11 protein-coding genes are annotated in these 13,751 nt (G+C 60.8%); 4 read left to right on the top strand and 7 right to left on the bottom strand.

What is annotated here, in order from left to right:
• Positions 1–131 precede the first annotated feature (131 nt).
• Positions 132–1,277, bottom strand: coding sequence for an acetylornithine deacetylase (gene argE, locus M9827_RS13120; RefSeq protein WP_250605750.1), 1,146 nt, complete (start codon positions 1,275–1,277; stop codon positions 132–134).
• 155 nt (positions 1,278–1,432) lie between these two features.
• Between argE and M9827_RS13115 the strand changes: the two genes are divergently transcribed.
• Positions 1,433–2,803, top strand: coding sequence for a CYTH domain-containing protein (locus M9827_RS13115; RefSeq protein ID WP_250605749.1), 1,371 nt, complete (start codon positions 1,433–1,435; stop codon positions 2,801–2,803).
• Between the two features lie 64 nt (positions 2,804–2,867).
• Here M9827_RS13115 and M9827_RS13110 read toward each other — a convergent pair whose 3' ends face one another.
• Positions 2,868–3,332 (bottom strand): Lrp/AsnC family transcriptional regulator, encoded by a 465-nt coding sequence (locus M9827_RS13110; protein WP_016983809.1) that lies wholly within the window; start codon positions 3,330–3,332, stop codon positions 2,868–2,870.
• A gap of 126 nt (positions 3,333–3,458) precedes the next feature.
• On the opposite strand from M9827_RS13110, the gene M9827_RS13105 reads away from it, so the two are divergent.
• The 3 genes from M9827_RS13105 (at position 3,459) to M9827_RS13095 (ending at position 6,061) form a co-directional block, all read left to right on the top strand.
• Positions 3,459–3,797, top strand: a complete 339-nt coding sequence (locus tag M9827_RS13105; RefSeq protein WP_250605748.1) for an ACT-like domain-containing protein — start codon at positions 3,459–3,461, stop codon at positions 3,795–3,797.
• Positions 3,798–3,889: 92 nt separating this feature from the next.
• Positions 3,890–5,674 (top strand): type IV pilus assembly ATPase TfpB, encoded by a 1,785-nt coding sequence (gene tfpB / locus M9827_RS13100; RefSeq protein ID WP_250605747.1) that lies wholly within the window; start codon positions 3,890–3,892, stop codon positions 5,672–5,674.
• 66 nt (positions 5,675–5,740) lie between these two features.
• Complete coding sequence (locus M9827_RS13095; protein WP_171057234.1) at positions 5,741–6,061, top strand: DUF2388 domain-containing protein; 321 nt, start codon at positions 5,741–5,743, stop codon at positions 6,059–6,061.
• A gap of 129 nt (positions 6,062–6,190) precedes the next feature.
• Here M9827_RS13095 and gcvP read toward each other — a convergent pair whose 3' ends face one another.
• The 5 genes from gcvP to M9827_RS13070 form a co-directional block, all read right to left on the bottom strand.
• Positions 6,191–9,064, bottom strand: a complete 2,874-nt coding sequence (gene gcvP, locus M9827_RS13090) for an aminomethyl-transferring glycine dehydrogenase (protein WP_250605746.1) — start codon at positions 9,062–9,064, stop codon at positions 6,191–6,193.
• 193 nt (positions 9,065–9,257) lie between these two features.
• Positions 9,258–9,641 (bottom strand): glycine cleavage system protein GcvH, encoded by a 384-nt coding sequence (gcvH, locus tag M9827_RS13085; protein WP_123454475.1) that lies wholly within the window; start codon positions 9,639–9,641, stop codon positions 9,258–9,260.
• Positions 9,642–9,690: 49 nt separating this feature from the next.
• On the bottom strand, positions 9,691–10,773 hold the full coding sequence (gcvT, locus tag M9827_RS13080) for a glycine cleavage system aminomethyltransferase GcvT (RefSeq protein WP_250605745.1): 1,083 nt from the start codon (positions 10,771–10,773) through the stop codon (positions 9,691–9,693).
• Between the two features lie 156 nt (positions 10,774–10,929).
• Positions 10,930–12,546, bottom strand: coding sequence for an ABC transporter permease (locus M9827_RS13075; RefSeq protein WP_250605744.1), 1,617 nt, complete (start codon positions 12,544–12,546; stop codon positions 10,930–10,932).
• Between the two features lie 134 nt (positions 12,547–12,680).
• Positions 12,681–13,685, bottom strand: coding sequence for an extracellular solute-binding protein (locus M9827_RS13070; RefSeq protein WP_024014737.1), 1,005 nt, complete (start codon positions 13,683–13,685; stop codon positions 12,681–12,683).
• Between the last annotated feature and the right edge of the window lie 66 nt (positions 13,686–13,751).

Raw genomic sequence — 13,751 nt, 5'->3', positions numbered from 1 at the left:
CATGAATACGGGGTGGATTACCACTAATTTAACGGCTCACCCCTGTAGGAGCTGCCGAAGGCTGCGATCTTTTGATCTTCAAAACAAAATCAAAAGATCGCAGCCTTCGGCAGCTCCTACAAGGGATGCGTTCAATTCTTCAGGCAGTAATGTTCAATCAGTTGCCGTAATAGATGCACGGTAGGCTGCAAACGTGACATTTCAAGGTACTCGCCGGGCTGATGCGCACAGGCAATGTCACCGGGGCCGAGCACGATGGTTTCGCAGCCAAGGCGCTGAAGATAAGGCGCTTCGGTGCCGAACGCTACTGCTTCGGCGCAGTGGCCGGTGAGCTTTTCGGCGATGCGCACCAGTTCGGCATCTTCAGACTGCTCGAACGACGGCACTTCCGGGAACAAAGGTTTGTAGTCGATCTTCACCTGATGCCGCTCAGCCACCGGGTTGAGTTTGCGCAGAATCTCCGCACGCAGGACTTTCGGGTCCATACCCGGCAATGGCCGCAGATCGAACTCCAGCGAACACTGGCCGCAGATACGGTTGGGATTGTCGCCGCCGTGGATGCAGCCGAAGTTCATCGTCGGTTGCGGCACGCTGAACTGCGGATTGTTGAATTCACGCTGCCACAGCAGACGCAGGCCGCGCAGTTCGCCGATCGCATCGTGCATGGCTTCGAGCGCGCTATGGCCCAGACGCGGATCCGACGAATGGCCGCTCTGCCCGAGAATGTCGATGCGCTCCATCATGATGCCTTTGTGCATGCGGATCGGCTTGAGCCCGGTCGGCTCGCCGATCACCGCCGCACGGCCCAGCGGGCGCCCGGCCTCGGCCAGAGCACGGGCACCGGACATCGAGCTTTCTTCATCGCAGGTGGCGAGGATCAGCAGCGGTTGCTTGAACGGTTGATCAAGCAGTGGCTGCACCGCTTCGATGATCAAGGCAAAAAAGCCCTTCATGTCGCAACTGCCCAAGCCGACCCAGCGGCCATCGACTTCGGTGAGCTTCAGCGGATCGGTCTGCCACAACGCATCGTCGTACGGCACCGTGTCGCTGTGCCCTGCCAGCACCAGCCCGCCGGGGCCGCTGCCGAAACTGGCGAGCAGGTTGAATTTGCCGGGGCTGACCTGCTGGATATCGCAGCTGAAACCCAGGTCACCCAGCCAACCGGCGAGCAAATCGATCACCGCACGGTTGGACTGGTCGAGGTTCGGTTGGGTGCAGCTGACCGATGGCGCGGCGATCAGCGCAGCGAACTGGTCTTGCATCGACGGCAAAGGCATCGCTGACTCCAACTCCCGAATTGAAGTCCATCATAGAACCATCCGGCGTCAGGAATAAACCGCCGCAGGGCGTAGGAAGTTTGAGTCCTGTACACTGCACGGCCTTGGCAGCCACATATTCCCCGGCTGCGCTCCCGATCCTGGATTTTCCGGCCATGCAGAAAGAAACCGAAATCAAACTCCGCGTCAGCCGCGAAACCCTCGCCGCCCTGCGCGAGCACCCGCTACTGAAAAAACGCAACAAAAGTGGCTGGGAACGCCGTGAGTTGATGAACCAGTACTTCGACACCCCCGAGCGCGATCTGGCCCAGGCCAAAGTCGCCCTGCGCCTGCGCAAGGACGGTGACGAAGTGATTCAGACCCTCAAGACCCGTGGCCAGAGCGTTGCCGGTCTGTCCGAACGCAATGAATACGACTGGAAATTGCCGAAAGCCAAGCTCGACGTGAAAAAACTCGACGGCGAATGCTGGCCCGAGTCGCTGGCCGAGCTGGACAAGAAAACCCTCAAGCCGATCTTCACCACCGATTTCGTCCGCGAACGCGCCGAAATCGCCTGGGGTCGTGGCAAAACCAAAGTGGTCATTGAAGCCGCGCTGGACCTCGGTCACGTGGTAGTCGGCAAGCAGAAAGAAGAAATCTGCGAGCTGGAACTCGAGCTGCGCGAAGGCGAGCCTGCCGCGCTGCTGGAACTGGCTGCCGAACTGGCTGAAACCCTGGCGTTGATGCCGTGTGACATCAGCAAGGCTGAGCGTGGCTATCGTCTATACGACGCCAACAGCTACTCGCTGAGCCTGCCGGCGCCGGAACTGACCCCGGAAACCCAACTCGACGACGCCTTCGCCGCGCTGAGCTGGCACTTGCTCGGCAGCAGCCAGCGTCTGGCCGAACAGTACCGTTTCAACGGCCACTGGCGCCTGTTGCTCGACTGGGTCGAAAACCTCGCGGAAATGCGCGCCCTGCTCAGCAGCCTCGGCCAGGCCGCGCCGCGTCAGTCGACTCACGATTTGCGCGTCGCGCTGGATGCGTTGCTGGAAGACTGGCGTCCGCTGGTGCAAGCCGGTATCGAAGATGAAGACGTACGCAAGGCTGCGCCGGAGCAGTTCCTGGAAGAACTCGAAGATCCGCGCTGGGGCCTGTTCTCGCTGAGCACGTCGCGCTGGCTGCTGGCTCGCACCTGGACCGCCGACCGCAACGTTCGTGGTAACCGTCAGGGCGGCGCGCAGTTGCACAGCTGGTTGCCACGCCTGTTGGGCGAAGAAGCCACGGCGCTGCAATTGCAGCGTTATCAGCAGCAGCCGGAAGATCTGGCTGAACAACTGCCGCGTATCGAGCGCATTCAGGTCTGGCTGCACCACGCACGTAATGTGCTGGATATCGCGGAAATGGATCGCCTGTACGGCGAGCTGAACAAACTGGCGCAACTGGCCAACGAGCCGACGATCACTGATGAACTGCTCGATGCACGCAAGCAGCAGGCGATTACGGTTTACCAGAATCGCGCATGGAAAATGCTCCTGCGCATGTGACACCTCTGTGATGATCGTTCCCACGCTCCGCGTGGGTACGATCAGTCAGTCTTTTGCTTTTCTGCTAGACCGGCAGGCTGGTGGTGGACTTGATCTCCGACAGCGCCACAATCGAATTCACTTCCTGAATCCCCGGCACCAGCGAAAGTTTCTCAAAGAAGAACCGCTCATACGCCTCGATGTCCGCCGCGACAATCCGCAGCAAAAAATCCACCGCGCCCATCAGCACATAACACTCCAGCACTTCCGGAAAGCCGCGAATCGCCTCGGTAAACTCGGTGAAGTTCGAACGCCCGTGGGCATTGAGTTTGATCTCGGCGAAGATCTGCGTGTTCAGGCCAATCTTCTTGCGATCAAGCAAGGTCACCTGGCCACGAATGATCCCCTCCTCCTTCATCCTCTGAATCCGCCGCCAGCAAGGCGATTGCGACAGGCCGACTTGCTCGGCGATCTGCGCACTCGAGAGCGATGCGTCCTCTTGCAGCAGGGCGAGAATCTTGCGGTCGTAACTGTCCAGCTCGCTGTGCATAGATAAACCTTAATAACCGGGTTATGCGAATTGATCTTTTCAACAAGACGCCAATAACGCCGATCATAGCCAAGAAATACCCAGCACCGAATGTAAAAATTCCTCCAGAAATTTTGGAGACTCACCATGCCGCACCTCGAAGCCGTCACCACCGCGCCAACCCGCGCCGATGTCTGGAATGTCAGCAACGCTCATTGCCTGGCGCAGTATCAGATCCTCGCCGAGGCCGAGCCGGATCTGCTGGTGCGGGTGCTCAACCTGTTCGCGCTGCAGTTCCTCACGCCCGAGCAGGTCAATGTGCAGCGCATGGATGATCTGCTGTCGATCGACCTGGTCATGGGCGGGCTGAGCTGGCATCGCGCGCAGGTGATCGCGGAAAAACTTCGTAATCTGGTCAGCGTCTGTTCGGTGAACCTGCAAAACGCCGACAGTGCTTGGGAAGCGCCAGCGCAAGCGGCCGGCTGACAAATCCGGCAACGGCTTCGTCGGGTAGTGGCCCAACGGTCTGCAGGGCCGCGACTATCCTTTTGCGCACTGTCGTTCAAAAGGAAGCCCGCATGTCCGTTCAATTTGCCACTCAGGACCGCTGGCTGGATCTCAACGAGGTGTTGCGTGAACTGGTCGCCCAAGGCTTTATCGGCCAGGACGCGGCCGAGCAGGCGCTGAATGCCCGCCGTCGCCATGCCGCTCACGGCCAGAAGCATCCACTGGAGTTCATCGCCAGCCAGCAACTCGACGACCTCAGCCGGCCAGGCAAATACCTCGACCTGGAAAGCCTGACCCTGTGGCTGGCCCAGCAGGCCGGCCAACCGTACCTGCGCATCGACCCGCTGAAGATCAACGTCGCCGCCATCACGCCGTTGATGTCTTACGCCTTTGCGCAGCGACACAAGATTCTCGCCGTGGCGGTCGACCGCGATTCGGTCACCGTGGCCAGCGCCCAGCCTTACGTCACCGGTTGGGAGGCCGATCTCACCCACGTATTGAAGCTGCCGATCAGACGGGTGGTGGCCAACCCGGCGGATATCCAGCGCTTCAGCGTCGAGTTCTTCCGCCTGGCCAAATCGGTCAGTGGCGCCAGCAATGCCGATGCCCAGAGCGGCAACCTCGGCAACTTCGAACAGCTGCTCAACCTCGGCGCCAGCGATCAGGAGCCGGACGCCAACGACGCGCACATCGTCAACATCGTCGACTGGCTGTTCCAGTACGCCTTCCAGCAGCGCGCCAGTGATATCCACATCGAACCGCGGCGCGAACAAGGCACCGTGCGCTTTCGCATCGACGGCGTGCTGCACAACGTCTATCAATTCCCGCCGCAGGTGACCATGGCGATTGTCAGTCGCCTGAAAAGCCTCGGGCGGATGAACGTCGCCGAGAAGCGCAAACCCCAGGACGGCCGGGTCAAGACCAAGACCCCGGACGGCGGCGAAGTCGAGTTACGGCTTTCAACGCTGCCCACCGCGTTTGGCGAAAAAATGGTCATGCGGATTTTCGACCCGGAAGTGCTGCTCAAGGATTTCGATCAACTGGGTTTCAGCGCCGACGATTTGCGCCGCTGGCAAGACATGACCCGCCAGCCCAACGGCATCATTCTGGTCACCGGGCCGACCGGTTCGGGCAAGACCACCACGCTGTACACCACGCTGAAAAAACTGGCGACGCCGGAGGTCAACCTCTGCACCATCGAAGACCCGATCGAAATGGTCGAACCGGCGTTCAACCAGATGCAGGTGCAGCACAATATCGACCTGAGCTTCGCCGCCGGGGTTCGCGCGCTGATGCGGCAAGACCCGGACATCATCATGATCGGCGAGATCCGCGACCTGGAAACCGCTGAAATGGCGATTCAAGCAGCGCTCACCGGGCACCTGGTGTTGTCGACTCTGCACACCAACGACGCCCCCAGCGCCATCAGCCGTCTGCTCGAACTCGGCGTGCCGCATTACCTGATAAAAGCCACCGTGCTCGGCGTCATGGCCCAGCGCCTGGTGCGTACCTTGTGTCCGCATTGCAAGGCACCGCTGACGCTCGAAGACGAAGACTGGCAAACTCTGACCCGCCCGTGGCAAGCACCGTTGCCGGGTAATGCGCAACGGGCCATCGGTTGCGTGGAATGTCGCGACACCGGTTATCGTGGCCGCGCCGGGGTCTACGAGATCATGCAACTGAGCGACAGCCTCAAGGCGTTCATCACCCCGGACGCCGACCTCACGGCGATTCGTCGGCAGGCGTTCAAGGAAGGCATGCGCAGTTTGCGATTGTCTGGGGCGCAGAAAGTCGCGGCGGGGCTGACGACGGTGGAAGAAGTGCTGCGGGTGACGCCGCAAAGCGAGCAGAAATAGGCCGCCACGGAACCGGATCGGGGAAATGGCGATCCAAGGCCCTAGTTAACCCCCAGGAGTCATCTCATCATGCGTCTCAAACTTGCTGTCGCCACTCTGGCCTTGCTGTCCCTTCCCGTTGGTTCGGCCATGGCGGACAGCTTTTGGCGTAACGTCATCTCGTCCGGTGCCACCACCGGTTCGACTTACCTGACCTTCAAGGATCACAAGCTGATCATCGCCGCACAGGACGATGCCGGCAGTTTCGTTGCCAGTGATGGCGGCATTCGCGGGCCATATCTGGAAGCCGCAATGCAGAAAGTCCGCGCCGACAATCCGGGCCTGCAGGCGACCGATATGGAATTGGCGAATGCGATCCTGGCGAAGAACGCGGTGGCTTCCGAGTAAGCCTGGCCCCAACAAAAATGCCGCTCGATCGAGCGGCATTTTTTTAAAGCAAAATCAAAAGATCGCAGCCTTCGGCAGCTCCTACAAGGATCAGGGTAGGAGCTGCCGAAGGCTGCGATCTTTTGATCTTCAGCGGTAATCGTCCACCGGGACACAGGCGCAAAACAGGTTGCGATCGCCGTAAACGTTATCCACCCGATTCACCGCCGGCCAATACTTGTGCACCTTGGTGTGCGCGTCGGGGGTGATGCCTTGTTCAATGCTGTAAGGCCGCTCCCAAACCCCGGTGACATCCGCCAGGGTATGCGGTGCCCGTTTCAACGGGTTGTCCTCGGCCGGCCAGTTGCCATTCTGCACTTCGGTGATTTCTGCGCGAATACTCAGCATGGCGCCGATAAAACGATCCAGTTCCGCTTTCGACTCGCTCTCGGTCGGCTCGACCATCAAGGTGCCCGGCACCGGGAAGGACATGGTCGGCGCATGAAAGCCGTAATCCATCAAACGCTTGGCAACGTCTTCTTCGCTGATCCCGGTCAGGGCCTTCAAGGGCCGCAGGTCGAGAATGCATTCGTGAGCGACCCGCCCGTTGCGACCGGTGTACAGCACCGGGAACGCGCCGGATAAATGCTGCGCCAGGTAGTTTGCCGCCAGAATCGCCACTTCGCTGGCATCCGCCAGTTGCGGGCCCATCATGGCGATGTACATCCAGCTGATTGGCAAAATGCTCGCACTGCCCCAGGGCGCCGCGCTGACCGCGCCGTTCTGCGCCAGTGGCCCGTCGATCGGCACCACCGGGTGATTGGCGACGAACGGCGCCAGATGCGCACGAACACCGATCGGCCCCATGCCTGGCCCACCGCCGCCATGGGGGATGCAGAAGGTCTTGTGCAAATTCATGTGCGACACATCAGCGCCGATGTCCGCCGGCCGCGCCAGCCCGACCTGCGCATTGAGGTTGGCGCCGTCCATGTAGACCTGACCGCCATGCTTGTGGATAACCTCGCAGATCTCGCTGATGCCCTCCTCGTACACACCGTGGGTCGACGGATAGGTCGCCATCAGGCATGACAACTTATCCCCAGCCTCGGCGGCTTTCGCTTTCAGATCCTCCAGATCGACGTTGCCCGCCTCGTCGCACTCGACGATCACTACGCGCATCCCGGCCATTTGCGCCGAGGCCGGGTTGGTGCCATGGGCCGAGGACGGAATCAGGCAGATCTCCCGCGCCCCCTGCTGACGGCTCTCGTGGTATTTGCGGATCGCCAGCAGCCCGGCGTACTCACCCTGAGCGCCGGAGTTGGGCTGCATGCAGATCGCATCGAACCCGGTGATTGCGCACAGCCAACGCTCCAGCTCCTCGATCATCAGCGTATAACCGACTGCCTGCTCACGCGGCACGAACGGATGCAGGTTGGCGAACTGCGGCCAGGTGATCGGGATCATTTCGCTGGTGGCGTTGAGTTTCATGGTGCAAGAACCCAACGGAATCATCGATTGATTGAGCGCCAGATCCTTGTTTTCCAGTTGTTTGAGATAGCGCAGCATCTCGGTTTCGCTGTGATGGGCGTTGAACACCGGGTGGCGCAGGTACAGTGTGTTGCGCTGGAGGTTGTCGGGGATGCCCGAAGTCAGGGGTTCCCCGTCGAGTTCCTCGACGTTCAACCCATGATCGGCGCCGAGCAGCACATCGAACAGCTTGGCCACGGTGCGTTCATCGCAGGTCTCATCGAGGCTCAGCCCGACCCGACCGCGCCCGAGAATCCGCAGGTTGATCTGCGCAGCCTGGGCGCTTTCGATGATCGCCGTTTGCGCCCCGCCGACCTCCAGCGTCAGCGTATCGAAGAACTGCACATTGACCCGACTGATGCCCTTGCGCTCAAGCCCAGCGGCCAGAATGCAGGTCAGCCGATGCACGCGTTGGGCGATGCGTTTTAAACCTTCCGGCCCGTGATACACCGCGTAAAAACTGGCGATGTTGGCCAGCAGCACCTGGGCGGTGCAGATGTTCGAGTTGGCCTTCTCGCGGCGGATATGTTGCTCGCGGGTTTGCAACGCCATGCGCAACGCGACGTTGCCCCGGGCATCTTTCGACACGCCGATGATCCGCCCCGGAATCGCCCGTTTGTATTCCTCGCGACTGGCAAAGAACGCCGCGTGCGGGCCGCCATACCCCATCGGCACGCCAAAGCGCTGCGATGAACCGAACACCACATCGGCGCCCAACTCACCCGGCGGCGTCAGCAATAGCAAACTGAGCAAATCCGTGGCGACGCAGGCCAGCGCTTGCTGCGCATGCAAGTGATCGATCAGCGGGCGCAGATCACGCACCTCGCCATGGGTATCGGGATACTGCAACAGCGCACCGAACACCTGGTGCTGTTTGAGGTTATCCACAGCATCGACGATCAATTCGAAGCCGAAACCTTCGGCTCGGGTCTGCACCACCGAAATGGTTTGTGGATGGCAGTTTTCATCGACGAAGAACAGATTGCTCTTCGCCTTCGCTACGCGCTTGGCCAGCGCCATGGCTTCCGCCGCCGCCGTGGCCTCATCGAGCAAAGACGCGTTGGCCAGTTCCAGACCGGTGAGGTCGATGGTCAGTTGCTGGAAATTCAGCAGGGCTTCGAGCCGGCCCTGGGCGATCTCCGGTTGATACGGGGTGTACGCGGTGTACCAGCCGGGATTTTCCAGGACGTTGCGCAAGATGACCGTGGGCGTGAGTGTGCCGTGATAGCCCATGCCGATCAGGCTGGTCCAGACCTGATTCTGCTCGGCGTAACCGCGCAGTTTGGCCAGCGCCGCTTGTTCGTCGAGGGCCGGTGGCAGATCCAGTGCGCGGTTAAGGCGGATGGCCGGCGGTACCGTCTGTTCGATAAGCTCAACCCGACTGCCAAGGCCGAGGCTGTCGAGCATCGCCTGCTGTTCGGCGGCATCGGGGCCGAGGTGACGGCGCAGGAAGGCATCGGGATCGCGTAACTGGCTCAGGGATGGCAACTGGGACATGACGGGCTCTCTCTAGGCTGGCGCTCGGCGTCAATGCAACACGGTCAAACCAGCATAGCAGCCCGTGTCTAACGCAAATTTCAAGAACAGACCCCATTCCCTGTGGGAGCGAGCAGGCTCGCTCCCGCAAGGGATTTTTCATCGCCCATGAAAAAGCCCCGACAGGTCGGGGCTTTGCGGTGTTGCTCAAAGCTTACTCGCCGATGGCAGCCTTGTAGCCGGCAGCGTCGAGCAGTTTTTCCAGGTCGGCGGCGTTTGCTGGCTTGAGTTTGAAGATCCACGCACCGTACGGATCGGAGTTCAGCAGTTCCGGAGAAGCACTCAGCTCTTCGTTGACGGCGATGACTTCACCAGCGATCGGCGAGTAGATGTCGGAAGCGGCTTTCACCGACTCAACCACACCTGCCTGATCTTCAGCGGCGAATTTGTTACCCACTTCAGTCAACTCGACGAACACCACATCGCCCAGCGCTTCCTGCGCGTGATCGCTGATGCCCACGGTGACGGTGCCGTCGGCTTCCAGACGGGCCCATTCATGACTTTCGGCAAAACGCAGTTCAGCGGGGATATTGCTCATCTTCGGTGTCCTCGGAATTGGGTCAGCGGTCATGCCCGCCGGAAAAAGGTTAGATCAAAGTTTTGCCATGGCGTACGAAGGTCGGTTTGACCACCCGTACCGGGTACCACTTGCCACGGATTTCCACTTCGGCGCGGTCGGCGGTTGCCATCGGAACACGCGCCAGGGCAATCGATTTGCTCAGCGTAGGAGAGAAACTACCACTGGTGATCTCCCCTTCGCCAACATCGGCGATGCGAACCACTTGATGGGCGCGCAAAACACCACGTTCTTCCAGCACCAGACCGACCAGTTTGTGCGCGACGCCGGCGGCTTTTTCCGCCTCCAGCGCAGCACGGCCGATGAACTGGCGCGAGGCCGGTTCCCAGGCAATGCTCCAGGCCATGTTCGAGGCCAGTGGCGAAACGTCCTGATGAATGTCCTGACCGTACAGGTTCATCCCGGCTTCAACCCGCAAGGTATCGCGGGCACCGAGGCCGATCGGGGAAATGCCGGCGCCAACCAGGTCGTTGAAGAACCCCGGCGCCTGATTGGCCGGCAGGCAGATTTCCAGACCATCTTCACCGGTATAACCGGTACGCGCGATGAACCAGTCACCGTCGGTGTAGCCTTCGAAGGGTTTGAGGTGCTGGATCAGCGTGGCGCGGGACTGGGTCACCAGTTCGGCAATCTTGTGCCGGGCCTGCGGGCCCTGAATGGCGAGCATCGCCAGCTCGGAGCGCTCGTGCAGTTGCACGTCAAAACCGTCGCGCTGCGCGTTCATCCAGGCCAGATCCTGATCGCGGGTGGAGGCGTTGACCACCAGACGATAAGCGTCATCGAGGCGGTAGACGATCATGTCGTCAACAATGCCGCCGCGCTCGTTGAGCATGGTGCTGTACAACGCACGGCCGGGGCGGTGCAGACGATCGACGTCATTGGCCAGCAAATGCTGCAGCCAGGCCTTGGCCTGGGTGCCGGTGACATCGATCACGGTCATGTGGGATACATCGAACACCCCGCAGTCGCGGCGCACTTCGTGGTGCTCCTCGACCTGCGAGCCGTAATGCAGTGGCATGTCCCAACCGCCAAAATCGACCATCTTCGCGCCGAGGGCGAGATGCAGGTCATACAGAGGCGTACGCTGTCCCATGGGTTTCTCCTTCCGGGCGTGGCGAAGGTGCGGACAGCCGCTGTACGGGGTGAAAGCCGCGAAATAGAAGGCTTTCAGCCGATTTCAGCGAACGGGTCTGTCAGACGAACCGCACCGAATGCCGCGCATTGTAGCCGCATGATTCAGGACTGACGACTAAGTGTTTCGGTGCGCCGAGCGGCGGATCAATCCGATAACCGGCAATAAGCCGACCAGAACCAGCGTCAGCGCCGGCAACGATGCCCTCGCCCATTCGCCCTCGCTGGTCATTTCAAAGATCCGCACCGCTAGCGTGTCCCAGCCAAACGGGCGCATCAGCAGGGTCGCGGGCATTTCCTTGAGCACATCGACAAACACCAGTAACGCCGCACTCAACGTGCCGGGCAGCAACAGCGGCAGATACACTTTGAAAAACAGTCGCGGCCCACTGACACCCAGGCTACGTGCTGCTTCGGGCAAAGAGGGCCGTATACGCGCCAGACTGCTTTCCAGCGGCCCATAAGCCACGGCAATAAAGCGCACCAGATAGGCCATCAGCAACGCCGCCAGACTGCCCAGCAGCAAAGGCTTGCCCGCACCACCGAACCAAGCGGAGAGCGGAATCACCAGTTCGCGATCCAGATAACTGAACGCCAGCATGATCGACACGGCCAGCACCGAACCCGGCAAGGCGTAGCCCAGGTTGGCCAGACCAACACCCGAGTTGATCGCCTGTGTCGGCGCCAGCCGCCGGGCAAACGCCAGCAGCAGCGCAACACTGACGGTAATCAGCGCTGCCATGCCGCCCAGATACAGGGTGTGCAGGATCAGCCCGGCGTAGCGCTCATCCAGATCGAAACGGCCGCGCTGCCAGAACCATACGATCAGTTGCAGCAGCGGAATGACGAAGGCGCAGGCGAACACCAGGCCGCACCAGCTCATCGCCGCGAACGCCTTGAGCCCGTGCAAGTGATACAGCGCTTTCACCCGTGGCCGCTCGGTGCTTGCCCGGTTGGCGCCGCGTGCTCGACGCTCGCCGTAGAGCACCAGCATCACCACCAGCAGCAACAGGCTGGCCAGTTGCGCCGCGCTCGACAGGCTGAAGAAGCCGTACCAGGTTTTGTAGATCGCCGTGGTGAAGGTGTCGAAGTTGAACACCGACACCGCGCCGAAATCCGCCAGGGTTTCCATCAGCGCCAACGCCACGCCGGCACCAATGGCCGGACGCGCCATCGGCAACGCGACACGCCAAAAGGCCTGCCATGGCGACTGGCCGAGCACCCGCGCCGCTTCCATCAGGCCCTTGCCCTGGGCAAGGAATGCAGTGCGCGCCAACAGGTAAACGTAGGGATAGAAAACCAGCACCAACACCACAATCACCCCGCCGGTGGAGCGCACCCGTGGCAGCCGCAGGCCCGTGCCGAACCATTCGCGCAGCAGGGTTTGCACCGGGCCGGCAAAATCCAGCAGGCCGACGAAAACGAAGGCCAGCACATAGGCGGGAATGGCAAAGGGCAGCATCAACGCCCAATCGAGCCAGCGCCGACCGGGGAACTCGCAGAGGCTGGTAAGCCAGGCGAGGCTGACACCCAGCAGCGTCACACCGACACCGACGCCAACGACCAGCGTCAGGGTGTTGCCGAGCAGACGCGGCATCTGGGTTTGCCACAAGTGCGACCAGATTTGCTGGTCGATGGTCTGCCAGGAGAGCAGCAGAACGCTCAGGGGCAACAGCACCAGCGCGGCGATGGCGAAGACGATGGGGTACCAGCGGCGTTGGGCGGGGTGGGCCACTTCGAAGGTCTCGCGGGAAAATCGTGGAGTTTAGGGAAAAAAGCAAAAAGATCGCAGCCTTCGCCAGCTCCTACAGGTGATCTCATGTAGGAGCTGCCGAAGGCTGCGATCTTTTGCTCTCTACAGCAGCAGACTCAGTTCCAGCCCGCCCGATCCATCATCCGGATCGCCTCAGCCTGACGCTTGCCCGCCACTTCCACCGGCAAGGTATCAGCGACAAACTTGCCCCACGCCGCCACTTCTTCCGAAGGTGCCACCGCCGGGTTGGCCGGGAACTCCTGGTTCACGTCAGCGAAAATCTTCTGCGCCTCAGGCGTGGTCATCCATTCAACCAAAGCCTTGGCTGCTTCCGGGTGCGGAGCGTGCTTGGTCAGGCCAATGCCCGACAGGTTCACGTGCACGCCACGATCGGCCTGATTCGGCCAGAACAGTTTCACCGGCAGCTCTGGCTTTTGCTTGTGCAGACGACCGTAGTAGTAGGTGTTGACGATGCCGACATCGCACTGCCCGGCGTTGATCGCTTCAAGCACTGCAACGTCATCGGAGAACACGTCGGTGGACAGGTTGTTGACCCAGCCCTTGAGAATCTTCTCGGTCTTCTCGGCGCCATGGACTTCGATCATGGTCGCGGTCAGCGACTGGTTATAGACCTTCTTCGCGGTGCGCAGACACAGGCGACCTTCCCAGTTTTTGTCGGCCAACGCTTCGTAGGTGGTCAGCTCACCCGGCTTCACGCGTTCGGTGGAGTAGGCGATGGTCCGCGCGCGCAGGCTCAGGCCGGTCCAGGCGTGAGTGGACGAGCGATATTGCAGCGGAATGTTGGCGTCGATGGTTTTCGAGGTGAACGGCTGAAGGATGCCCATCTGCTCGGCCTGCCAGAGGTTGCCGGCGTCAACGGTGAGCAACAGGTCGGCAGTAGCGTTTTCACCTTCGGCCTTGATGCGCTGCATCAGCGGCGCTTCCTTGTCGGTGATGAACTTGATCTTCACCCCGGTTTTCGCGGTGTAAGCATCGAACACTGGTTTGATCAGCTCATCGATGCGCGACGAGTAAACCACCACTTCATCAGCGGCCTGGGCCGTTGTGCTGCCGATCAGGGTCAAGGCCAGTGCGGTCAGAAGACGCTTGGGTGCCAACATGGGAGTGGTCTCTCGGTCGGAAAATGTGGGCCAAATGATAAGGACTCACATTTACCAGCTCAATCG

This window comes from Pseudomonas sp. AKS31, from assembly GCF_023634765.1.
In the GTDB taxonomy this organism is placed as follows: domain Bacteria; phylum Pseudomonadota; class Gammaproteobacteria; order Pseudomonadales; family Pseudomonadaceae; genus Aquipseudomonas.
This window is presented reverse-complemented; position numbering and strand designations above follow the sequence as displayed.

What these genes read in the sequence shown, in the direction of transcription:
- gcvP (WP_250605746.1), bottom strand. Translation starts at nt 9,064, where the DNA reads ATGTCCCAGTTGCCATCCCTGAGCCAGTTACGCGATCCCGATGCCTTC.
- gcvH (WP_123454475.1), bottom strand. Translation starts at nt 9,641, where the DNA reads ATGAGCAATATCCCCGCTGAACTGCGTTTTGCCGAAAGTCATGAATGG.
- M9827_RS13115 (WP_250605749.1), top strand. Translation starts at nt 1,433, where the DNA reads ATGCAGAAAGAAACCGAAATCAAACTCCGCGTCAGCCGCGAAACCCTC.
- tfpB (WP_250605747.1), top strand. Translation starts at nt 3,890, where the DNA reads ATGTCCGTTCAATTTGCCACTCAGGACCGCTGGCTGGATCTCAACGAG.
- gcvT (WP_250605745.1), bottom strand. Translation starts at nt 10,773, where the DNA reads ATGGGACAGCGTACGCCTCTGTATGACCTGCATCTCGCCCTCGGCGCG.
- M9827_RS13110 (WP_016983809.1), bottom strand. Translation starts at nt 3,332, where the DNA reads ATGCACAGCGAGCTGGACAGTTACGACCGCAAGATTCTCGCCCTGCTG.
- M9827_RS13105 (WP_250605748.1), top strand. Translation starts at nt 3,459, where the DNA reads ATGCCGCACCTCGAAGCCGTCACCACCGCGCCAACCCGCGCCGATGTC.
- argE (WP_250605750.1), bottom strand. Translation starts at nt 1,277, where the DNA reads ATGCCTTTGCCGTCGATGCAAGACCAGTTCGCTGCGCTGATCGCCGCG.
- M9827_RS13070 (WP_024014737.1), bottom strand. Translation starts at nt 13,685, where the DNA reads ATGTTGGCACCCAAGCGTCTTCTGACCGCACTGGCCTTGACCCTGATC.